Raw genomic sequence first — 19,227 nt, 5'->3', positions numbered from 1 at the left:
GAGGAGACGTGAGCGAAACGAGAACCGACGGGGAGCTGCTGCGCGCGGTCGCCGCGGACGGCGACCGGCGCGCCTTCGAGGAGCTGTACCGGCGGCACGCGCCCTGGCTGACCGCACGCCTGCGCGGCCGCTGCGCCGACCCCGGTGTGGTCGACGACGTCGTGCAGGAGACGTTCCTCGCGATCTGGCGGGGCAAGGCCCGCTTCCGCGAGCAGGGCCACTGCGAGGACGCGGCCGGGTGGCTGTGGCGCATCGCTTCGCGGCGGCTGATCGACGCGCTGCGCGGCGACGGGGCGCGCGGCCGGCTGCGGCAGGCGCTCGCGCGGCTGCGGCACCGGGACGAGGCGTCCGCGGAGGAGCGCGTGCTCGCCGGGGTGGAGCACGGGGACCTCGCGGGCGCCCTGGTCCGGCTCTCGCCGGAACTCCGGGCGGTCCTGCAGGCCACGGTCATCGACGGGCTCACCACCCGTGAGGCGGCCGTCCTGCTCGGGATTCCGCCCGGCACGGTCAAGACACGGGCGATGCGGGCCCGGAAGCAACTGCGGGAGGCGCTGGCATGAGCGGGCAGGTATGCGATCGAGGCCGCGGCACCGCCCGCGCCCGTGAACGGACGCGGGAGGTGGCGGCATGACGTGGCACGTCGCCGTAGAGGATCTACGGGCCTACGCCCGGGGCGAGCTGTCGCCGCCCCTGCTCTGGTCGGCCGACACCCACCTGCTCGCCTGCGCACAGTGCCGGGCCGTGCTCGCGGGCGTCGGCGACCCCGCGACGCTCGACGCCGGCTGGGAGCGGCTGGACGCCGAACTCGACGCGCCCCGGCCCGGCCGGCTCGAGTCGCTGCTGGTGCGGCTGGGGATCGCCGACCACACCGCGCGCCTGCTCACGGCCACCCCGGTGCTGCGCCGCTCCTGGCTCGCTGCGGTGGTGTTCCTGCTGGTGGCGACGGTCGGGGCGGTGTACACGGCCGGTTCGCCCACCCTGTTCCTCGCCCTCGCGCCGCTGCTGCCGCTCGCCGGGGTCGCGCTCGCCTACGGGCCCGTGATGGACCCGACGTACGAGATGGCGGTCGTCGCCCCGCTGCACGGGTTCCGGCTGCTGATGATCCGTACCGTCGCGGTCCTCGCCACCGGCATCGGGCTGAACCTGCTGGCCACGCTCGCTCTGCCGTCCTACGGCCTGCGCGCCCTCGCCTGGCTGCTGCCGGCCCTCGCCCTGACCGCGACCGGGCTCGCGCTGACCCCGCGGCTCGGGCCGGTGCTCGCGCCGTCGCTGGTCGGCCTCGCATGGGTCGCGCTGCTCGCCGTCCGGGCGGGCGGCGACCGCACGCCCGTCCCGTTCACCGCCGCCGGACAGGGCGCCGCCGCCGTGCTGGCCGCCCTCGCCGTGGGGCTGCTCCTCCTCGTACGTGACCGCTTCGACTTCTTCTCCAGGAGTGCCGCATGACCCCCACCGTCTCCGCCTCGGGGCTGAGCCTCAGCTACGGCGGGACCCGGGCCCTCGACGACGTGTCGCTGCGGCTGACACCGGGTGTGACCGGGCTGCTCGGGCCCAACGGGGCCGGGAAGACCACCCTGTTGCGGGTGCTGGCCACGGCCGTGCCCGCCGACCGGGGCGCCTTCACCGCGCTCGGGTACGACCCGGCCACGGCCGGCGGCCGGCAGGAGGTGCGGCGCCGGCTCGGCTATCTGCCCCAGACGCCCGGCTTCCACCCGGACTTCACGGCCTTCGAGTTCGTCGACTACGTGGCGATCCTCAAGGAGCTGACCGACCGGGCGGCGCGCCATCGCGAGGTGCGCCGCGTCCTGGACGAGGTCGACCTCGCCGGCGTACGCGGCAAGCGCATCAAGAAGCTGTCCGGCGGGATGCGGCAGCGGGTCGCGCTGGCCGCCGCGCTCGTCGGCGACCCGGGCTTCCTGGCCCTGGACGAGCCGACCGTCGGCCTCGACCCCGAACAGCGCATGCGCTTCCGGGAGTTGATCGCGCGGGCCGGAGAGGGCCGCACGGTCCTGCTGTCCACGCACCAGACCGAGGACGTGGCGATGCTCTGCCACCGGGTGCTGGTGATGGCGGGCGGCCGCATCCGCTTCGACGGCACCCCGGCCGAGCTGACCGCGCGGGCCGCCGGGCGGGTGTGGAGCAGCGCGGAACGCGACCCCGGCGCGAAGGCCGGCTGGCGCACCGGCACCGGTTCCTTCCGCAACGTGGGCAGCCCGCCCGACCGCGTCGACCTGCTCGAACCCACCCTGGAGGACGGCTACCTGCTCGCCCTGGACGACGCGGGCGCGGAGGTGGCGGCATGACCGCGGTACTGGAGGAGACCCCCGTCGAGGTGCGGAGCGCGGGCCGCCGGGGCTCCTGGGCCGCCGTCTTCGCCCTGGCCCGTTTCGAGGCCCGCCGGCTGCTGCTGAGCATCCCGGTGCTGCTCGCCTTCGCGGTGTACGCCGCCTGGATCGTGTGGCGGACCCCGGACTTCGAGAACGGCTACCCCGCGCTCCAGGACGCCGACCGGGCCACCCAGAGCACCCCGCTGCTGGTCGGCCTCGCGGTGCTGGTGTGCGCCAACCGCGCCGTGCTGCGCTCCAGGCGGCGCGACACGGAACGGCACTTCGCCGTCCTGGTGCTTCCGCGGTCCCTGCGTACGGCGGCCCACGCGCTCGCCGTCGTCCCGGCGGCCCTGCTCACCGCCGTCGGCGTGCTCGGCCAGTTCGGCTGGGCGGCGCTGCGCTCCGGCGCGGTCGGCAGCGGCTCGCCCGGCGAACTGCTCGTCGGACCGCTGACGGTGCTGCTGTTCGGCGTGCTCGGGGTGCTGGTCGCCCGGCTGGTGCCGTCGCTGGTCGCGGCACCGATGTTCATCGTGCTGCTGCTCGTGCTGTTCGTCGGCGGAGGGTTCCCCGCGGGCAGCGGCGAGCGCGGCACGCGCTGGCTGGAACCGGTCGTGAGCGTGGCGAACTCCAAGGCGTTTCCGTCCGACCTGATGGACCGGCCCGCCGCCTGGCACGCCCTCTACCTCGCCGGGCTCGCCCTGACCGTGGCGCTGCTCGCGGTGCTGGCGGGCGGCGGCCGCGGCTGGACCCTGTCGGGGGCCCTGGCCGCCGCCCTGGCGCTCGCGCTGACCGGCGGCATCCTGCAGACCGGCGCCCTGCCGGCCGGGACGAAGGCGGCACGGGAGCGGGCCTCGGTCTCCCCCGAGAAGGTGCAGACCTGCGTCAGGCGCGGGACCTCCACGTACTGCGCCTACCCCGAGTGGACGCCCCGGGCGGACACCTGGGCAGGCGTGGTGCACGACGTGCAGTCCGGGGCCGGCGGCACCGCCCACACCCGGTCCCTGGTCGTACGGCAGCGCATCGACGCCCGCTACGGCCTGGACAGCGACGCGGCGATCGAGCCGTCCACCACCCCGCACCAGGTGACGGTCGGCACCGCATGGGGAGGCAACCGGGTCCCCGAGTTCTCGGCCGCCGTCGCCGCCGTGCTGGTCGCGGGCGACGAGAAGGCGGCCGGCTCGCTGTGCGACGGCCGGATGGTGACCGTCATGTGGCTCGCCCTGAACCGCCTGCCCGACCCGATGACCTCGCTGCGCAACGTCCGCCTCGACGACAGCGTGACCGGCTCCGCGATCGTCCTGTCGCCGACGGACCCGATGGACATGACGGCGGGCCAGACCGACGTCGTACGGGAGCTGCTGGGCAAGCCGGCCGGGTCCGTCGCCACGCGCGTGAAGGCGCACTGGGCGGAGCTGACGGCGCCGAAGGTGACGACCGCGCGGGTCGCGCGGCTGCTGGGCGTGACCGCTCCGAAGGCGGCGGACAAGTGCGAGTGACAAGGGAGCTGGCCCTCCCCCTCCTGCGCGCGCTGCCGTGGCGGGCGCCGGCGGCGGGGGCCGGCCTCGGACTGCTGATCGCGGGGTCGCAGCGGCTGTCGGGCGGTACGCCCGAGCCCTGGCTCGCCCTGACCCTGCTGCGCACCGCGATCCTCGCGTACGCGCTGGGCCTGGCCTTCCTCCTGGACGACCCGGCCCGTCACACCACCGCCACGGTGCCGACCCGCCGCGCCCTGCGCACGGCCCTCAGGCTCGCGCTCGCCGGGCCGGCCACCGCCCTGTGGTGGACGGCCGCGCTCCTCCTCGTCCCCTCGCGGGTACGGCCACCGGTGGGCGCCGTCACCCTGGAGGCGGCGGCCACCTGCGTCCTGGCCCTCGCGGCCGGCGCGGCGGCCGTCCGCCTGTCGGACGCCCCGGCGTCCGGCCCGTCGGTGGCGGCGGCCCTTCTCTTCACGGCCGTCGTCACCCCCCTGCTCCTGCCGCCGCGGTGGGACCTGCTGGTCCCGCTCGGGGACGAGCGGTGGGAGGCCGCGCACGAGCGGTGGGCGTGGGTGCTGGCCGGGGCGGCGGTGCTGTGGGGACTGTGCCTGCCGGAGCCGGTGCGGCGCCGGCCGGGCGTCGCCCGGATCAGGTTTCCGTCCGGTACATCAGGTCCGTCTCGTACGTGGTGAAGCCGAGCCGCTCGTAGACCGACACCGCCGCCTTGTTGTCCCCGTCGACGTAGAGCATCGCCGTCGGCAGGCCCCCGGCCGCCAGGTGCCGCAGCCCGATCGTCGTGAGGGCCTTGCCCAGGCCGCCGCCCTGTGCGCCCGGGCGCACGCCGAGGACGTACACCTCGCCGAGCCGCTCCCCGGCGTGCACCTTCGTCCAGTGGAAGCCGACGAGTTCGCCGTCGCGGAAGGCGAGGAAGAAGCCCGCCGGGTCGAACCACGGCTCGGCCATGCGGTCGTCGAGGTCGCGCTGGGTGAGGGAGCCCTGCTCGGGGTGGTGGGCGAAGGCGGCGGCGTTCACCGCGAGCCAGTCGGCGTCGTCGGCGCCGGGGACGAACGCACGGACCGTGACGCCCGCCGGGAGGACCGGCTCGGGCAGGTCCAGGTCCCGCAACGACCGCCGCATCTGGCGCAGTTCGCGGAAGAGCGTGAGTCCCAGCACCTGCGCGAGGTGGCGGGCCGCCGCGTGCCCGCCGTGCGCCCAGACCCGCAGCCGCTTGCCGGAGGCGGCGAGCAGCGCCGAGCCCAGCGCCCGCCCGTGCCCCCGGCCGCGGTGCGCGGGGTGGACGACCAGCTCGCCGGCCGGCGCCTCCACCGGGTCGGTGTCCTCCAGCTGGGCGTAGCCGACGAGTTGGCCGCCGACGCTCAGCAGGAGATGGGACACCCCCTCGCGCCCTCCGCCCGCCCGGCCCCCCTCACTTTCGGCCGCCCCGCCTCGCGGCGCCATGAAGTGCCGCAGCTGCAGACGCCCTTGCTCGGACACCGCCTGCTGGCCGTCCTCCCGGGCGGCGTCGGCGAGCAGCGAGAGCACGGCCTCGGTCTGCTCCGGGGTGAGCACGGAGTAGGTCTCGATGGAGCGGTTCCGGCCGGGCCGGGCGGTGTCGTCGCTGGTCATGCGTATGAGGGTAATTGGAGGGGAGCGCAAAGTGAGGGTCAAGGGAGGGGCAAAGGGAGACCAGGGTGTCACCACGGCCGGGGCGGCGGGCGGTGCGCCCTCCTCCTCCGCGGGAGGGCGTACCGCCGGTGTGCCGGCCGCTGCCGCTCAGTAGACCGTGGGCAGGTACCTGTAGCAGTAGGTCGAGTAGCTGTTGTCCGCCCAGAGGTGGCTGCCGGTCTGCGGGCCGACGACTCCGTCCTTGCGGATGTGCTCGGCGGCCTGGTACTTGATGACGGCCTTCCTGGTCTTGAGGCCGAACTTGCCGTCCGTCTTCACGACCTTCTTGTGGAAGTGCGCGTTGATGCCGGCCTGGACGCACCACACGCCGTGGTGGTTGTGCGAACCCACGCTGATGTTCGCGACCTTCGGCGCCGCGGTGGCCGAGGGGGCGACGGCCAGGCCCGTACCGATGACCGCGGTCGCCGCGAGCAGGGCCGCGCGCTTGTGCACCCGCATGGTGGTTCTCCCTTCGTCGAGTCGCAGGGCGGCGCGGGGTGGACCGCGCCGCCCGCCTTGCACCACCGACGATGCTGGCCAATTCACCGGTGGGGCCAGGGGGTACCCGCGGTACGGGTCAACGTGGGACGCCACCCGCGCCGACCTGCTGGGATGCCCTGGACGGTGCCGCGTCCCCGGGACGTGGGAGGACGCCGCGGGGCGGTCGTCGGGTGGCCGGATCACGGAGGTGCGGCGCCGCGGGAGGGACGGACGGGGAACCATGGGGCCGGGGGCGGGACTCTTCGACGGGGACTCGGAACACCGGACATGGGGTGGAACATGTCGCGTTGGAAGGAGCTGCCGGCATCGCTGGACCAGCAGACGTGGCAGCTCGCCGTACAGCTGCGGCGGTTGAAGGACCGCGCCGGTCTCAGCCTGAGCGCGCTCGCCGCGAAGACGACGTTCAGCAAGTCGTCCTGGGAGCGCTATCTGAACGGCAGGACGCTGCCGCCGCGTTCGGCCGTGGAGGAACTGGCGACGGCCTGCGGCGCTGATCCCGAGCGTCTGCTCGCCCTGCACGAGGTCGCCGAGGCCGAGTGGAGGGCGTCCGCGGCGAGGCGGGAGGACGGACCGGGCGAGGTCCCGGAGGAGCCGGCGCCGGAGACCGGGCCGCCGGCCACCGCGGTGGCCTCGCGCCGCAGTCCGCTGTGGCCGGTCCTGGGCGGCCTGTGCTGCGCCCTCGTGGGCGGTGTCGTCGGCGCCCTGCTGGTGTCGGCGCCCTGGGAGGGCGGCGGCACGGACGCGGGCGGCACGGCGCGAGCGGTGTCGGCCGGCGCCTCCGCCGGGGCGTTCACGTACGGCAGGACCTACCACTGCCACTTCGAGCGGCGCGGCGGCACCCTCTACGCGGGACACAGCACGGACCACAAGTCGGTGATCGGCCTCAACGTGCAGGGCTGGCAGGTGGTCGAGGCCCAGTGCCTGCTGCAGCACGCCGGGTTCTCACCGGGGCGGATCGACGGCAGTTTCGGCCCGGACACCGAGATCGCCGTCAAGCGCTTCCAGCACAAGAAGGGGCTCGACGTCGACGGCCTGGTCGGACCGCGGACCTGGGGAGCACTCGGCAGATGAGCGGCCGGGCGCCGGAATGCGCACGGCTCGCCGAGGCCCTGCGCGAGCTGCGCGGACGTACGGAGCTGAGCCTGGCCGCGCTCGCCGGGAGGACGGCGTTCAGCAAGTCGTCCTGGGAGCGGTATCTCAACGGCAGGACGCTGCCGCCGCGTTCGGCGGTGGAGGCGCTGTGCCGGGTGGCGGACGTGCCGGCCACACGGTACGTGGCGCTGTGGGAACTGGCGGAGGCGGCGTGGAGCGGGCGGGGCGCCCGCCCGGGGCCGGCGCGGGCACAGCCGGGACCCGCGGGGGGACGGGCGGGATCCGCGGGGGGACGGGCGGGATCCGCGAAGGAAACCGCTGGATCCGCGGCGGAACCGGCGGGAGCCGGGAACGAGTCCGCGGGACTCGCCGGGGACCGTGGGCGGCCCTCGGCGGAAGCCTCCGGTCCGTCGTGGTGGCGCCGCCCTCCGGTGATCGCGGCCGCGGGCGCGGGCGCCGTGGTGTGTGCCCTCGCCGCCGTGCTGACCGTGGCGCACCGGCCGGCCGACGAGCGGGGTTCACCCCCCGCCCCGGAGGTGAGCCGCACCACCCGGCAGGTCCTCTGCCACGGTGCGGGCTGCACCGGCCGGCCGCCCCTGTCCTCGGGCTGCGGGGACGTGGAGGTGCAGGGGGCGCCGAAGGTCCTGCGGACGGTCAGGAGCGCCGGTGTCGAGATCCAGATCCGCTACAAGCCGGAGTGCGGTGCCGCCTGGGTGCGGGTGAGCGGACAGCACGTGGGCGACCGCTTCGAGGTCACCGCGCCGGGCGTGGCCGCACAGCGCATGGTGATCGCGGACCGGTACGCCACGGGAATCCTCCGTTCGTCGCCGATGGTCGCGGTGCGGGCCGGGAAGACGAAGGAGGTCGAGGCGTGCGCGGATCTCGCCGGCAGCGGCGGCTGGAAGTGCTTCCGGCCGTGACGCCGGACGGCCGCTGCTCGCGGGGCCCGTGTGCGCGCAGCCCGGACGCGCCACGGCCGCTACGGGACCTCCGGTGGCGGCATGGGCGCACCGGGCAGCCGCACCGTCACCACAGTGCCGCCGCCCTCGGCGGGCTCCAGCGCGACCTCGCCGCCCGCCTGCTGGACCGTGCGGGCCACTATGGACAGGCCGAGGCCCGAACCGGGCAGGGCCCGGGCGCTGGGGGAGCGCCAGAAGCGGTCGAAGACGTGCGGGAGTTCGTCGGCGTCGATGCCGGGGCCGTGGTCGCGGACGGTCAGGATGCCGCTGCCGAGCTCCACCTCGATCGTGCCGTGCTCCGGACTGAACTTCACCGCGTTGTCGAGGATGTTGACGAACGCCCGCTCCAGGGCGGAGGGCTCCGCCCGTACGTACCAGGGGTGCAGGTCCGCCGTGATCGTCAGCTCCGGTCCGCGCAGCCGGGCGCGGCGCAGCGCGGCCTCCACGGTGTCCTCCAGCGAGACGACCTGCACGCGCTCGCCGCGCTGGCCCTCCGACCGCGACAGCTCCTGGAGGTCACCGATCAGCGCGGCCAGTTCGGTCATCTGCGCCTTCACGGACGCGAGCAGCGCCTTGCGGTCGCCCTCCGGCAGGGGGCGGCCGGTCTCCTCGCTCCGGCTGAGCAGCTCGATGTTGGTGCGCAGTGAGGTGAGCGGGGTGCGCAGCTCGTGACCGGCGTCGGCGATGAGCTGCTGCTGCAGGTCGCGGGAGCTGGCCAGGGCGGACGTCATCGAGTTGAACGACCGCGTGAGCCGGGCGACCTCGTCCTCGGCTTCGTCCTCCACGGGGATGCGGACGCTGAGGTCCTCGGTGCGGGCGACGGTCTCGACGGCCTCGGTGAGCTTGTCGACGGGCCGCAGCCCCGCCCGCGCGACGGCCAGCCCGGCGGCACCGGCGCCGAGGACTCCGATGCCGGAGACGAGCAGGAGGATGAGGGCGAGTTCGTTGAGGGTGGACTGGGTGCTCTTGAGCGGGACCGCGAGGAGGACGGCGACCCCCTGGGAGTCAGTCGAGTCGACGCCCAGGTACTGGGTCAGCACCCGTACGGCGTTGCCGTCCTCGTCCGTGCCGTTGCGGAAGTACCACACATCGGGCTTGGCGTCCCTGATGACCCGCTTGTCCGCGCCGGTGACCTCGACCGTGCCGGGGGAATTCGGGTTGACGCAGGGAGGGCCGTCCACCTTGATCGCCTGGACGTAGTCGTTCCGGCCGAGGTACGGCCGGGTGTTCTTCTCGGGGGTCTGCGTGCACCCGTTCAGAAGCGACGGGACCGTGCCGGGCCGCCGGGCCATCTCCTTCAGGTCGCCGTCGGCCTGGTCGTACAGCTTCCCCTGCACGATGAACCAGCACGTCACGGAGACCGTCGCCACCGCGAAGGCCACAGCGGCGGCGACGAGCATCGCCAGGCGCGACCGGATCGGCAGCGTCCGGTAGCGCCGCAGGAGCCTCCTCACTCCGCGCCGCCCTGCCGCAGTACGTACCCCACCCCGCGCACCGTGTGCACCAGCCGCGGCTCGCCGCCGGCCTCGGTCTTGCGGCGCAGGTACATCACATACACGTCCAGCGAGTTCGACGACGGCTCGAAGTCGAAGCCCCAGACCGCCTTCAGGATCTGCTCACGCGTGAGGACCTGCCGCGGGTGCGCCATGAACATCTCCAGCAGCGTGAACTCGGTGCGGGTCAGCTCCACCGGCCGGCCGCCCCGCGTCACCTCCCGCGTCGCCAGGTCCATCCGCAGGTCCGCGAAGGACAGCGCCTCGTCCTCCTGGTCCGTGCCGGCGAGCGCGGCAGCCGCGTAGGAACTGCGCCGCAGCAGCGCGCGCACGCGGGCGAAGAGCTCGTCCAGTTCGAAGGGCTTGACCAGGTAGTCGTCCGCGCCGGCGTCCAGGCCGGTCACCCGGTCACCGACGGTGTCCCGTGCCGTGAGCATGAGGATCGGCGTCGTCGTGCCGGCCCCGCGCATGCGGCGCGCGGCGGTCAGGCCGTCCATGCGCGGCATCTGGATGTCGAGGACGACCAGGTCGGGCCGGTACGCGGTGGTCTTCTCCAGCGCGTCCGCGCCGTCCACGGCGACCTCGGTGTCGTACCCCTCGAAGGCGAGGCTGCGCTGGAGTGCTTCGCGCACCGCCGGCTCGTCGTCGACGATCAGGATGCGCTGGGGGTCACGGTCGCCATCGGCGGGGCTCATGGGCTTCGGGTTCCTCGGGTGCGGTGGGACGGCAAGAGGCTGGACGTACCGGTGTCAGCCGGACCGGTCGGACCAGGTGGATGGACCGGTCGGACCAGGTGGACCGGTCGGACCTGCTGGACGCCTTCAGCCTCGCATGTTTCCCCGCGGACGCGTACGGGCGGACGGGCGGGCTCGGAGCCAGGGGGGCGCGGGCTCAGCCGCCCAGCGCCGCGAGGCGGTTCAGCGGCACCTTGTGCCGGTGGGTGCGGGCCGCGGGGGTGTGCAGGCCCATCATCTGGGGAATGGCCGCCACCTCGGGTGCCCGGCCCACGGGCGCGTGCAGCTCGTACGCCACCTCCAGGGCCAGGGCGAGGCCGGCGGGGTCGAGGCCGGAGACCGGGTGCGAAACCTGCTTGATCATGACGTGCTCCCTGCTGGTGCGGTGTCGGGTCAGCTGCCGCCCGCCCTGAGGTTGGCGAGGTCGGACTTGACGGTGTTGATCGGGATGGCGAAGCCGAGGCCGACGCTGCCGGCGTCGGACGAGGACGACTGCGCGCTGGAGCTGTACATCGCGGAGTTGATGCCGATGACGTCGCCCCCGGCGTCGATCAGCGCGCCGCCGGAGTTGCCCGGGTTGAGCGAGGCGTCGGTCTGGATGGCCTTGTACGTCGTCGTCGAGGAGCCGGTGTCGCCGTTGAACTGCCGGCCGCCGAAGGAGAACGGCCACTGGTCGTTGCCGCCGCCCTGCCCCTGGCCCTGGCTCTCGTCGACGGGGACGGTCACGTCGCGGTTGAGCGCGGAGACGATGCCGCTGGTGACGGTGCCGCTCAGGCCCTCGGGGGAGCCGATCGCCACGACCGTGTCGCCGACCTGCACCCCGCTGGAGTTGCCGAGGGTGGCGGCCTTGAGGCCGGAGGCGCCCTCCAGCTTGATCAGGGCGAGGTCCTTCTTGCTGTCGGTGCCGACGATCTTCGCGGTGTAGCTCTTGCCGCTCTTGGTCGTCACCTTGACCGACGAGGCGCCGGCGACGACGTGGTTGTTGGTGACGATCTGGCCGTCGCTGGTGATGATCACGCCGGAGCCGGTGGACTCACCGGTGCTCGAGGTGGCGTTGATCTCGACCACGCTGGGGCTCACGGCCGCGGCGATGGTGGCGACGTCGCCCTTCTTGCTCGACGGCACCACGCTCGTGCTGGTGCTGCTCGTGGCGCCGCCGTCGCCGCCGGTCAGCTCCTGGAAGGCGTACGCGGTACCGCCGCCGACGGCCGCGGCGACGATCGCCACGGCGGCCAGCAGGGCGACCGGTCCCCGGGTCCGCCTGCCGCGCGCCGGAGCCGGCGCGGGCCCGGCGGGGGCGGGCTCCGCGGCCAGGAGGGCCGTACCGCCGCCGCTGCCGTCACCGCCGTAGCCGGAACCCCCGGCCGTGACCGGCTGCGGCGCGGGCGCCTGCGCCGGCGGGGGCGGCCACTCGGGGTTCACGGGGGAGGAGGCGTGCTGCTGCTGGGGGTACGCGTGCTGCTGCCCGCCCTGGTAAGGGTTCTCGTACTCGCCGCTGCGGCGGAAGCTCTCGGTCATGGAATCAGCTTGTCCCGCGACCATGAGAGTCGGCTGAGTGCTTCCTGAGAAGCCCGGCAGAACCGCGTTTGCCCGATATAAAGACGCGGCCTCCGGCTTGAGAGGCGGCCTCCTGCCGGGGTCGGCGGGGCCGGAGCGACCCGATGGACCGGAGGGCCTCAGCAGCCGGAGAGGCTGGAGGGGCCTCAGGGGCCGGAGGGGCTCAGGGGCCGGAGGGAAAGGGGGACGACGGTCGGAGGGAAAGGGGGACGACGGTCGGAGGGAAAGGGGGACGACGGTCGGAGGGAAAGGGGTACGACGGTCGCCTGCCCGCCGTGGACGGTGCCGCTCAGCCCTCGCAGCCGCAGGAGCGCCGCACCACCAGGCGGGAGGGGAACTGCTTGAGGCGCTCGCGCCGCGACCCGGCCACCCGCAGCCCGTCGTCCAGCACCAGGTCCACGGCGGCCCTGGCCATCGCCGAGCGGTCGGAGGCGACCGTGGTCAGCGGCGGGTCGGTGAGCCCCGCCTCCTTGATGTCGTCGAAGCCGGCCACCGCCAGCTCGCCCGGCACGTCGATGCGCAGCTCGCGCGCCGCCCGCAGCACGCCGATCGCCTGGTCGTCGGTGGAGCAGAAGATCGCGGGCGGCCGCCGCGGCCCGGAGAGGATCTCCAGCGCCACCCGGTAGGCGTCGTAGCGGTTGTACGGCGCCTCGAAGAGCCGGTCCCCGGTCGGCATCCCGGCCTCCTCCATCGCGCGCCGCCAGCCCTCGACGTGGTCGGAGACGGGGTCGCCGACCACGGGTGTCTCGGCGGTACCGCCCATACAGGCGACGTACGGATAGCCGTGCCCGATCAGGTGGCGGACGGCCTGCTGGGCGCCGTCCAGGTCGTCGATCACCACGGCGACGTCGTCGATGGCCTCGGGCCGCTCGTGCAGCAGGACCACCCGGGCGTCCCAGGCCTCTATCTCGGCGGCCGCCAGGTCGTTCAGGGCGTGGCTGACCAGGATCAGCCCGGACACCCGCATGCCGAGGAAGGCCCGCAGATAGTGGACCTCGCGCTCGGCCACGTAGTCGGTGTTGCCGACGAGCACCATCTTGCCGCGCTCGGAGGCGGCCTGCTCGACCGCGTGCGCCATCTCCCCGAAGAAGGGCTGGCGCGCGTCCGGGATGATCAGGCCTATGAGGTCCGTGCGCCGCGACGCCATCGCCTGGGCGACCCGGTCGGGCCGGTACCCCAGCTCCTTGATGGCGGCGAGGACACGCTCGCGCGTGGCCGGGGCGACCGGCCGGGGTCCGTTGTTGATGACATAGCTGACGACGGCGGTGGATGTCCCCGCCAGCCGTGCCACGTCATCCCGAGTCACCTTGGCCACGCGCGGAGTCTACGCGGATATACCCGCTCCGGGCAGGGCGGAAGAAGCATCCCTCGGCACCGCCCGTGCGGAAGGGATGCCCCCGTGGCGGCCGACTATGCCTCCGCCGTCACCTCGGCACCGTCCCGCGCGGCGGCCTCGTCCGAAGTGTCCTGCTTTGCCTGGTCCGTCTTGGCCTTGGCGTCCTCGGAGGAACGATCACCCTTCTCGGGCGTAACGAATCGATAACCGACGTTCCGGACGGTCCCGATCAGCGACTCGTGCTCGGGCCCGAGCTTGGCGCGCAGCCGCCGTACGTGGACGTCGACCGTGCGGGTGCCGCCGAAGTAGTCGTAGCCCCAGACCTCCTGGAGCAGCTGCGCGCGCGTGAAGACGCGGCCCGGATGCTGCGCGAGGTACTTCAGCAGCTCGAACTCCTTGAAGGTGAGGTCGAGGACCCGGCCCTTGAGCTTGGCGGAGTACGTCGCCTCGTCCACCGACAGATCGCCGTTGCGGATCTCCATCGGGGAGTCGTCGTTGACGATCTGCTGCCGCCCCATGGCCAGCCGCAGGCGCGCCTCCACCTCCGCGGGACCGGCGGTGTCGAGCAGTACGTCGTCGATGCCCCAGTCGGCGGTCACGGCGGCGAGGCCGCCCTCGGTGACGACGAGGACGAGCGGACAGCCGGGGCCGGTGGAGCGCAGCAGCTGGCACAGGCTGCGCACCTGGGGCAGGTCGCGGCGGCCGTCGACGAGGATGACGTCGGCGCCGGGGGTGTCGACGAGGGCGGGCCCCTCCGCCGGGGCCACGCGCACGTTGTGCAGAAGGAGGCCGAGGGCGGGAAGCACCTCCGTCGACGGCTGGAGGGCGTTGGTCAGGAGCAGCAGAGAACTCATACGTCTGGTTCCTCCTCGGTCCCTGCGAGGACGTGTGCGGTGCGTCACCTGCGCTGCGATCCCGGCGGCCCCGTACACCCGCGGTCACCTGGAGTTTCCCGGCGATTCCCGCTTCGTATACAACGCTTCCGAAAGCACAAAAGGACCCGGGGGCTACGCTGCCCGAGTCCTCTGCCCAGCAGAATAGCCCACATGAGCAGCACTCCGGCAGGTCGTGTGGCGCGTTCCACCGCTCGTCCGCATTCCGAGACGATCGACCGCTCCCGCGCGCGGACGTTCCTGACGACGGACGACGGGGTGCCGATCGATGCCGTGTACGACCCGCCGGCGACCCTGCCGGACGCCTCCGCGACACCTTCCCTCGGCCTGGTGTTCGTGATCGCGCACGGCTTCACGGGCGACGTGGACAAACCGCACGTGCGCCGCGTGGCCGAGGCGTTCGCGCAGTACGGGGCGGTGGTCTCGTTCTCCTTCCGGGGCCACGGCGCGTCCGGCGGGCGCTCCACGGTCGGCGACCGGGAGGTGCTCGACCTGGCGGCCGCGGTGCGGTGGGCCCGCGAGCGCGGGCACGCGCGCGTGGTGACCGTCGGCTTCTCCATGGGCGGCTCGGTGGTGCTGCGGCACGCGGCGCTGTACGGGCGGGGGCGCGGGGGGCGCACGGAAGCGTCCACGGACGCGGTGGTCTCGGTGAGCGCGCCGGCCCGCTGGTACTACCGGGGGACCGCCCCCATGCGCAAGCTGCACTGGCTGGTGACGCGTCCCGAGGGCCGACTGGTGAGCCGCTACGGCTTCCGTACGCGCATCCACCACCGCCACTGGGACCCGGTGCCGCTGTCTCCCGTGGAGGCCGTCCCGCGGATCGCGCCGACGCCGCTGCTGCTCGTGCACGGCGACCGGGACGGGTACTTCCCGCTCGACCACCCGCGCATGCTCGCCGCCGCGGCCGGTGACCACGGCGAACTCTGGATCGAGGGCGGCATGGGGCACGCCGAGCACGCGGCCACGGACGGGCTGCTGGCCCGGATCGGGGAATGGGCCGTCGCGCGGGCGGGCTAGCCTGACGGGGTACACAGCCGACCGGCTGCCCACCGACCGTTAGTCGAGGAACCGGATGCCAAAGGTCACGGTGCGCTTCTGGGCCGCCGCGAAGGCCGCGGCCGGGGTCGCGGAGGAGCCGTACGACGCGGCCACCCTCGCCGAGGCCCTGGACGCCGTGCGCGAGCGACACCCCGGTGAACTGACGCGCGTGCTGCGGCGATGCTCGTTCCTCGTCGACGGTGACCCCGTGGGCACCCGCGGACATGAGACGGTACGGCTGGCCGACGGCGGCACGGTCGAGGTGCTCCCGCCGTTCGCAGGAGGGTGAGGATGACCGATCAGCCGTACGAGCCGTACCAGCAGCAGCCGCAGCAGCAGGGGTGGCCCGGGCAGCAGCAGCCGTACCAGCAACAACAGGCGCATCAGCAGCAGGGCCAGCAGGGACACGAGGGCCACCAGGGACAGGGGTACCAGCAGCACCAGCAGCACCAGGGGCACCAGGGACACCACGGGCACCAGGGGTACGACGACCCGTACGCCGCCCAGCAGTACACGCAGCACTGGCAGGGGCAGACCTGGGAGGCGCAGGCGCCGGCGCCCGCCCCCGCGGCGATGTCGGCGGCGGAGACCGCGTACCTGCCGCCGCAGGAGGCCCAGCCGGCGGCCCAGCAGTGGCAGCGGCCGCAGCCACCGCAGCAGCCGCAGGCCCCGGCGGTGGCAGCCCCCGCCGCCGACGCGTCCCCGGACGTCGGCTACGGCCCCGCCACCCTCGCCGGCAACGCCCGGGTCACGGACGCCCAGCGGGCCCGGCTCAAGGGGCGTTCCCCGGTCATCGAGCCCGGTATGCAGCCGGCCGCGCTGACCGCGCTGCTGGGGCTGCTGCTGGCGGGCACGGCGGCGGCCGGGTCGTACGCCCTGCTCGTCCCGCTCGTCGCCCTGCAGGCGGTCACCGCCGCGGGCTGGTTCCGGCTGAACGGCATGTGGCCGGCCCGGCAGGGCATCGCGCTGGCGTTCCTCGGCGCGCTGGCCGCGGACGCCGCGCTGCTCGCGGCGGGCCGGGAGAACGGCCCGGCGGCGATCCTCGGCACCCTCGGCGTGTGGGTGCTGCTCTCCCTCGTCCTGCAGCTGCGCTCGCACGCGGACCCGGACGAGCGGATGTACGGCCTGATGGCGACCGTCGCCTCCGCCGCGCTGTCCATCGTCGCGGCCGGGTACCTCGCCGCCTCGGCCCACGCGGCGACCGTCGGCGCCGCCGCGGCGGCGGTGGCCGTCCTGGCCCGCGCCCTGCCGCTGCCGGCCCCGGCATCGGTGGTCGTCTCGCTGCTCGCCGCCGCGGGAGCGGGCATCGCGGCCGGCTCGATGACCGGCTTCGGCACGAAGGGCGCGCTGCTGGGCGCGGGCGCGGCGGTGTGCGCGCTGATCGGCCACCGGGTGGCGAGCTACGACTACCCGTCGCGGTTCGTGCACTTCACGGCGGGTGTCGCCCTGCCGCTGACGGCGGCGGCACCGGTGGTGTACGTGCTCGGGCGGGCTCTCGGGTAGGACCCGGCCGTGCCGGAACGGCTCCTGTCACAGGTGATCGACAATTGCCGGGCGCCCGCCTGCCCCGGGGTTACGCTCGCGACGGACGGCCACCCGGTCGTCGGGACCACTCGTGAACGTCCGGACAGGTGGGGGAAGACCGCATGCGCGCGCTGCGAATACTTCTGATCGTGGTCGTGATCCTCGGCGGCCTGTTCGTGGTGGCGGACCGGGTCGCGGTGCACTTCGCCGAGAAGGAGGCGGCCGCCAAGCTGAAGACCACCGAGAACCTGGCCGCCACCCCGGACGTGTCCATCAACGGCTTCCCCTTCCTCACCCAGGTGGCCTCCGGTGAGCTGGACGACGTCGAGGTCGGCATCAAGGACTACCAGGCCGACACGGGCAACGGCGGCAACGGCGGGCCGTCGACGATCCGCATCGACGACCTTGAGGCGCACATGAAGGGCGTCTCCTTCTCCGGCGACTACAGCTCCGCCACCGCGGCCCATGCCACCGGCACCGCGACGATCGCCTACGGCGAGCTGCTCAAGGCGGCCAAGTCCCAGCCGACGACGATCATCCGCGGCGTCACCGCCCAGGTCGTCGGCCTCTCCGACGGCGGCAACGGCAAGATCAGGGTCGACGTCAGGTTCCGGACCCCGTTCGGCACCAAGACGTATCCCGTGCTCAGCACGGTGACCGTCGACGGCGACGACGTGAAGGTGCACGCCGACAACCTGCCCAAGCTGGTCGTCGACCTCGCCGAGTCCCGCGTCCGCTCGATCACCGACTTCCGGCAGACCATCGACCGGCTGCCGGGCGGCGTGAAGCTGGACAGCGTACGGGCCGCGAAGGACGGGGTGGAGATCACGGTGAAGGGTTCGGACGTCAGGCTCGCGGGGTAGGACGCCGGGCGGCGTGCCCGCACCGTCGTACGGGATGCGTCGTACGGGGAGCGTCGTAGGGGATGCGTTGTACGGGATGCGTTGTACGGGGGATCGTCGTGAGGTGACCGCCGGGTGTCCGAGGGGCGAGACGGCCGCGTCCGCACCGTAGCCCCGATGCCCGATACTTCCACCAGGGACCGCGCCGCCACGGGCCGGGTCGAGATCGTTTCCCACATCCCGGACATTCACGTCTCACGATTCGACACGCCGGTGACATGTCGGCCTGTCCGTCCCTACGATCGACGGCATGCAGTGTCAGACGAGCGTCCTCCGGTCACGGGGACAGGCGGATCTCACGAAGCGGCGGGCAGTCGACCTGTGCCGCGTCGCCGCCATGCTCTGTCGCACCTTCTGAGCGGAAAGCTCCGACTTCCGCATCCACCGCCGCCCTGACCAGGGCACCTCTGCGCGCCGCCGTCCGCGCGCGCAATCCCCCACTCGCACGCCCCGCCGCAACTGCCCCGGAGGAGACAAGATGAGCCGCAGCGACGTCCTCGTCGACGCCGACTGGGTCCAGGAGAACCTGGACGACCCGAACATCGCGATCGTGGAGGTGGACGAGGACACGTCCGCCTACGAGAAGAACCACATCAGGAACGCGATCCGCATCGACTGGACCAAGGACCTGCAGGACCCGGTCCGCCGCGACTTCATCGACCAGGAGGGCTTCGAGAAGCTCCTGTCGGCGAAGGGCATCGCCAACGACACGCTGGTGATCCTCTACGGCGGCAACAACAACTGGTTCGCGTCCTACGCCTACTGGTACTTCAAGCTCTACGGCCACGAGAACGTCAAGCTCCTCGACGGCGGCCGCAAGAAGTGGGAGCTGGACGCCCGCGAGCTGGTCGAGGAGGTCCCCGAGCGGGCCGCCACCAACTACAAGGCGAAGCCGCAGAACACCGCCATCCGCGCCTTCCGCGACGACGTCGTCGCCGCGATCGGCGCGCAGAACCTGGTCGACGTGCGCTCCCCCGACGAGTTCTCGGGCAAGCTGCTCGCCCCGGCCCACCTGCCGCAGGAGCAGTCCCAGCGCCCGGGCCACGTCCCGAGCGCCCGCAACATCCCGTGGTCGAAGAACGCCAACGACGACGGCACCTTCAAGTCGGACGACGAGCTCAAGGAGCTCTACGCCGCCGAGCAGGTCGACCTGGCGAAGGACACCATCGCCTACTGCCGCATCGGTGAGCGCTCCGCGCTGACCTGGTTCGTGCTGCACGAGCTGCTCGGTGTCGAGAACGTCAAGAACTACGACGGCTCCTGGACCGAGTACGGCTCCCTCGTCGGCGTTCCGATCGAGCTCGGCGCCAACAAGTAACCCGACCAGCCCGCAACCCGACCAGCCCGTAGACCCGACCAGCCCGTAGACCCGACCGGCCTTCCCTCCGGTCAGACCCCTCTTGGAGAAAGACATGTGTGGAGCGAAGGCCGGCGGCCCGGACGCCTCGACGATCAAGCCCGGTGAGACCACGATCCAGGGCCAGGTGACCCGCGACGGCGAGCCGGTGACGGGCTACGTCCGCCTCCTGGACTCGACCGGCGAGTTCACCGCGGAGGTCCCCACCTCCGCCACCGGACAGTTCCGCTTCTACGCGGCCGAGGGCACCTGGACGCTCCGCGCCCTGGTCCCCGGCGGCACCGCCGACCGCACGGTCGTCGCCCAGCAGGGCGGCCTGGCGGAGGTCGCGATCGCGGTCTGACGCGCTGACCGCGCGGAACAGGGCCGCACCCCTC

22 protein-coding genes are annotated in these 19,227 nt (G+C 73.5%); 14 read left to right on the top strand and 8 right to left on the bottom strand.

Going from position 1 to position 19,227, the window contains the following annotated elements; translation table 11 throughout:
* The first annotated feature begins 8 nt into the window (after positions 1-8).
* The 5 genes from ACJ9NR_RS18510 to ACJ9NR_RS18490 all read left to right on the top strand — a co-directional run bounded on the left by ACJ9NR_RS18510 (position 9) and on the right by ACJ9NR_RS18490 (position 4,491).
* A complete protein-coding gene (locus tag ACJ9NR_RS18510; RefSeq protein ID WP_412488683.1) occupies positions 9-560 on the top strand; it encodes an RNA polymerase sigma factor in 552 nt (183 codons plus the stop codon).
* A 67-nt stretch (positions 561-627) separates the two neighbouring features.
* Complete coding sequence (locus tag ACJ9NR_RS18505; RefSeq protein WP_412488682.1) at positions 628-1,443, top strand: cupin domain-containing protein; 816 nt, start codon at positions 628-630, stop codon at positions 1,441-1,443.
* Positions 1,440-2,300 (top strand): ABC transporter ATP-binding protein, encoded by an 861-nt coding sequence (locus tag ACJ9NR_RS18500; RefSeq protein WP_412488681.1) that lies wholly within the window; start codon positions 1,440-1,442, stop codon positions 2,298-2,300. Before ACJ9NR_RS18505 ends, ACJ9NR_RS18500 begins: the two co-directional genes overlap by 4 nt.
* Positions 2,297-3,820, top strand: a complete 1,524-nt coding sequence (locus ACJ9NR_RS18495; RefSeq protein WP_412488680.1) for an ABC transporter permease — start codon at positions 2,297-2,299, stop codon at positions 3,818-3,820. The genes ACJ9NR_RS18500 and ACJ9NR_RS18495 overlap by 4 nt, the downstream gene beginning before the upstream one ends.
* Complete coding sequence (locus ACJ9NR_RS18490; RefSeq protein WP_412488679.1) at positions 3,811-4,491, top strand: ABC transporter; 681 nt, start codon at positions 3,811-3,813, stop codon at positions 4,489-4,491. The genes ACJ9NR_RS18495 and ACJ9NR_RS18490 overlap by 10 nt, the downstream gene beginning before the upstream one ends.
* On the opposite strand, the gene mshD is transcribed toward ACJ9NR_RS18490, so the two are convergent.
* Together mshD and ACJ9NR_RS18480 are read right to left on the bottom strand one after the other, a co-directional pair.
* Positions 4,448-5,425, bottom strand: coding sequence for a mycothiol synthase (gene mshD, locus ACJ9NR_RS18485; RefSeq protein ID WP_412488678.1), 978 nt, complete (start codon positions 5,423-5,425; stop codon positions 4,448-4,450). The two genes, ACJ9NR_RS18490 and mshD, sit on opposite strands and share 44 nt — an antisense overlap.
* 147 nt (positions 5,426-5,572) lie before the next feature.
* The gene (locus ACJ9NR_RS18480; protein ID WP_412488677.1) at positions 5,573-5,923 is read right to left on the bottom strand and encodes a peptidoglycan-binding domain-containing protein; all 351 of its coding nucleotides are present in this window, start codon (positions 5,921-5,923) and stop codon (positions 5,573-5,575) included.
* A gap of 321 nt (positions 5,924-6,244) precedes the next feature.
* On the opposite strand from ACJ9NR_RS18480, the gene ACJ9NR_RS18475 reads away from it, so the two are divergent.
* On the top strand, positions 6,245-7,036 hold the full coding sequence (locus ACJ9NR_RS18475; protein ID WP_412488676.1) for a helix-turn-helix domain-containing protein: 792 nt from the start codon (positions 6,245-6,247) through the stop codon (positions 7,034-7,036).
* Positions 7,033-7,977 (top strand): helix-turn-helix domain-containing protein, encoded by a 945-nt coding sequence (locus ACJ9NR_RS18470; RefSeq protein ID WP_412488675.1) that lies wholly within the window; start codon positions 7,033-7,035, stop codon positions 7,975-7,977. The genes ACJ9NR_RS18475 and ACJ9NR_RS18470 overlap by 4 nt, the downstream gene beginning before the upstream one ends.
* A 59-nt stretch (positions 7,978-8,036) precedes the next feature.
* On the opposite strand, the gene ACJ9NR_RS18465 is transcribed toward ACJ9NR_RS18470, so the two are convergent.
* From ACJ9NR_RS18465 to ACJ9NR_RS18440, 6 genes are all read right to left on the bottom strand, one after another.
* Complete coding sequence (locus tag ACJ9NR_RS18465) at positions 8,037-9,470, bottom strand: sensor histidine kinase (RefSeq protein ID WP_412488674.1); 1,434 nt, start codon at positions 9,468-9,470, stop codon at positions 8,037-8,039.
* On the bottom strand, positions 9,467-10,204 hold the full coding sequence (locus ACJ9NR_RS18460) for a response regulator transcription factor (RefSeq protein WP_412488673.1): 738 nt from the start codon (positions 10,202-10,204) through the stop codon (positions 9,467-9,469). Before ACJ9NR_RS18460 ends, ACJ9NR_RS18465 begins: the two co-directional genes overlap by 4 nt.
* A gap of 196 nt (positions 10,205-10,400) precedes the next feature.
* On the bottom strand, positions 10,401-10,607 hold the full coding sequence (locus tag ACJ9NR_RS18455; RefSeq protein WP_412488672.1) for a hypothetical protein: 207 nt from the start codon (positions 10,605-10,607) through the stop codon (positions 10,401-10,403).
* 29 nt (positions 10,608-10,636) lie between these two features.
* A complete protein-coding gene (locus tag ACJ9NR_RS18450; RefSeq protein WP_412488671.1) occupies positions 10,637-11,761 on the bottom strand; it encodes a S1C family serine protease in 1,125 nt (374 codons plus the stop codon).
* A gap of 328 nt (positions 11,762-12,089) precedes the next feature.
* A complete protein-coding gene (locus tag ACJ9NR_RS18445; protein ID WP_412488670.1) occupies positions 12,090-13,115 on the bottom strand; it encodes a LacI family DNA-binding transcriptional regulator in 1,026 nt (341 codons plus the stop codon).
* 95 nt (positions 13,116-13,210) lie between these two features.
* Positions 13,211-13,990 (bottom strand): winged helix-turn-helix transcriptional regulator, encoded by a 780-nt coding sequence (locus ACJ9NR_RS18440; RefSeq protein WP_412488669.1) that lies wholly within the window; start codon positions 13,988-13,990, stop codon positions 13,211-13,213.
* Positions 13,991-14,182: 192 nt separating this feature from the next.
* Between ACJ9NR_RS18440 and ACJ9NR_RS18435 the strand changes: the two genes are divergently transcribed.
* The 7 genes from ACJ9NR_RS18435 (at position 14,183) to ACJ9NR_RS18405 (ending at position 19,193) form a co-directional block, all read left to right on the top strand.
* Positions 14,183-15,046 (top strand): alpha/beta hydrolase, encoded by an 864-nt coding sequence (locus tag ACJ9NR_RS18435; RefSeq protein ID WP_412488668.1) that lies wholly within the window; start codon positions 14,183-14,185, stop codon positions 15,044-15,046.
* A 55-nt stretch (positions 15,047-15,101) separates the two neighbouring features.
* Positions 15,102-15,356 carry a MoaD/ThiS family protein gene (locus tag ACJ9NR_RS18430; RefSeq protein ID WP_393871096.1) on the top strand — a complete coding sequence of 85 codons (255 nt, stop codon included), beginning with the start codon at positions 15,102-15,104 and terminating at the stop codon, positions 15,354-15,356.
* Positions 15,357-15,358: 2 nt separating this feature from the next.
* Positions 15,359-16,570: a hypothetical protein gene (locus ACJ9NR_RS18425; protein WP_412488667.1), complete on the top strand. Its 1,212-nt coding sequence runs from the start codon at positions 15,359-15,361 to the stop codon at positions 16,568-16,570.
* 143 nt (positions 16,571-16,713) lie between these two features.
* The gene (locus tag ACJ9NR_RS18420; RefSeq protein ID WP_412488666.1) at positions 16,714-17,454 is read left to right on the top strand and encodes an LmeA family phospholipid-binding protein; all 741 of its coding nucleotides are present in this window, start codon (positions 16,714-16,716) and stop codon (positions 17,452-17,454) included.
* 289 nt (positions 17,455-17,743) lie between these two features.
* Entirely contained in the window at positions 17,744-17,851 is a 108-nt protein-coding gene (locus ACJ9NR_RS18415; protein WP_351998383.1) for a putative leader peptide, read from the top strand.
* A 120-nt stretch (positions 17,852-17,971) separates the two neighbouring features.
* Positions 17,972-18,811 (top strand): sulfurtransferase, encoded by an 840-nt coding sequence (locus ACJ9NR_RS18410; protein ID WP_412488665.1) that lies wholly within the window; start codon positions 17,972-17,974, stop codon positions 18,809-18,811.
* Between the two features lie 94 nt (positions 18,812-18,905).
* Positions 18,906-19,193, top strand: coding sequence for a DUF1416 domain-containing protein (locus ACJ9NR_RS18405; RefSeq protein WP_006348354.1), 288 nt, complete (start codon positions 18,906-18,908; stop codon positions 19,191-19,193).
* The last annotated feature ends 34 nt before the right edge of the window (positions 19,194-19,227 follow it).

This window comes from Streptomyces sediminimaris, assembly GCF_047049295.1.
Taxonomy (GTDB): Bacteria; Actinomycetota; Actinomycetes; order Streptomycetales; family Streptomycetaceae; genus Streptomyces; species Streptomyces sediminimaris.
The sequence above is the reverse complement of the archived record's forward strand: the minus strand, read 5'-3'. Positions and strand labels throughout refer to the sequence as shown.

Excerpts from the sequence above, each read along its gene's own strand:
- ACJ9NR_RS18505 (WP_412488682.1), top strand. The coding sequence starts at position 628 with ATGACGTGGCACGTCGCCGTAGAGGATCTACGGGCCTACGCCCGGGGC.
- ACJ9NR_RS18500 (WP_412488681.1), top strand. The coding sequence starts at position 1,440 with ATGACCCCCACCGTCTCCGCCTCGGGGCTGAGCCTCAGCTACGGCGGG.
- ACJ9NR_RS18495 (WP_412488680.1), top strand. The coding sequence starts at position 2,297 with ATGACCGCGGTACTGGAGGAGACCCCCGTCGAGGTGCGGAGCGCGGGC.
- mshD (WP_412488678.1), bottom strand. The coding sequence starts at position 5,425 with ATGACCAGCGACGACACCGCCCGGCCCGGCCGGAACCGCTCCATCGAG.
- ACJ9NR_RS18480 (WP_412488677.1), bottom strand. The coding sequence starts at position 5,923 with ATGCGGGTGCACAAGCGCGCGGCCCTGCTCGCGGCGACCGCGGTCATC.
- ACJ9NR_RS18475 (WP_412488676.1), top strand. The coding sequence starts at position 6,245 with ATGTCGCGTTGGAAGGAGCTGCCGGCATCGCTGGACCAGCAGACGTGG.
- ACJ9NR_RS18470 (WP_412488675.1), top strand. The coding sequence starts at position 7,033 with ATGAGCGGCCGGGCGCCGGAATGCGCACGGCTCGCCGAGGCCCTGCGC.
- ACJ9NR_RS18460 (WP_412488673.1), bottom strand. The coding sequence starts at position 10,204 with ATGAGCCCCGCCGATGGCGACCGTGACCCCCAGCGCATCCTGATCGTC.
- ACJ9NR_RS18455 (WP_412488672.1), bottom strand. The coding sequence starts at position 10,607 with ATGATCAAGCAGGTTTCGCACCCGGTCTCCGGCCTCGACCCCGCCGGC.
- ACJ9NR_RS18450 (WP_412488671.1), bottom strand. The coding sequence starts at position 11,761 with ATGACCGAGAGCTTCCGCCGCAGCGGCGAGTACGAGAACCCTTACCAG.
- ACJ9NR_RS18440 (WP_412488669.1), bottom strand. The coding sequence starts at position 13,990 with ATGAGTTCTCTGCTGCTCCTGACCAACGCCCTCCAGCCGTCGACGGAG.
- ACJ9NR_RS18435 (WP_412488668.1), top strand. The coding sequence starts at position 14,183 with ATGAGCAGCACTCCGGCAGGTCGTGTGGCGCGTTCCACCGCTCGTCCG.
- ACJ9NR_RS18430 (WP_393871096.1), top strand. The coding sequence starts at position 15,102 with ATGCCAAAGGTCACGGTGCGCTTCTGGGCCGCCGCGAAGGCCGCGGCC.
- ACJ9NR_RS18425 (WP_412488667.1), top strand. The coding sequence starts at position 15,359 with ATGACCGATCAGCCGTACGAGCCGTACCAGCAGCAGCCGCAGCAGCAG.
- ACJ9NR_RS18420 (WP_412488666.1), top strand. The coding sequence starts at position 16,714 with ATGCGCGCGCTGCGAATACTTCTGATCGTGGTCGTGATCCTCGGCGGC.
- ACJ9NR_RS18415 (WP_351998383.1), top strand. The coding sequence starts at position 17,744 with ATGCAGTGTCAGACGAGCGTCCTCCGGTCACGGGGACAGGCGGATCTC.
- ACJ9NR_RS18410 (WP_412488665.1), top strand. The coding sequence starts at position 17,972 with ATGAGCCGCAGCGACGTCCTCGTCGACGCCGACTGGGTCCAGGAGAAC.
- ACJ9NR_RS18405 (WP_006348354.1), top strand. The coding sequence starts at position 18,906 with ATGTGTGGAGCGAAGGCCGGCGGCCCGGACGCCTCGACGATCAAGCCC.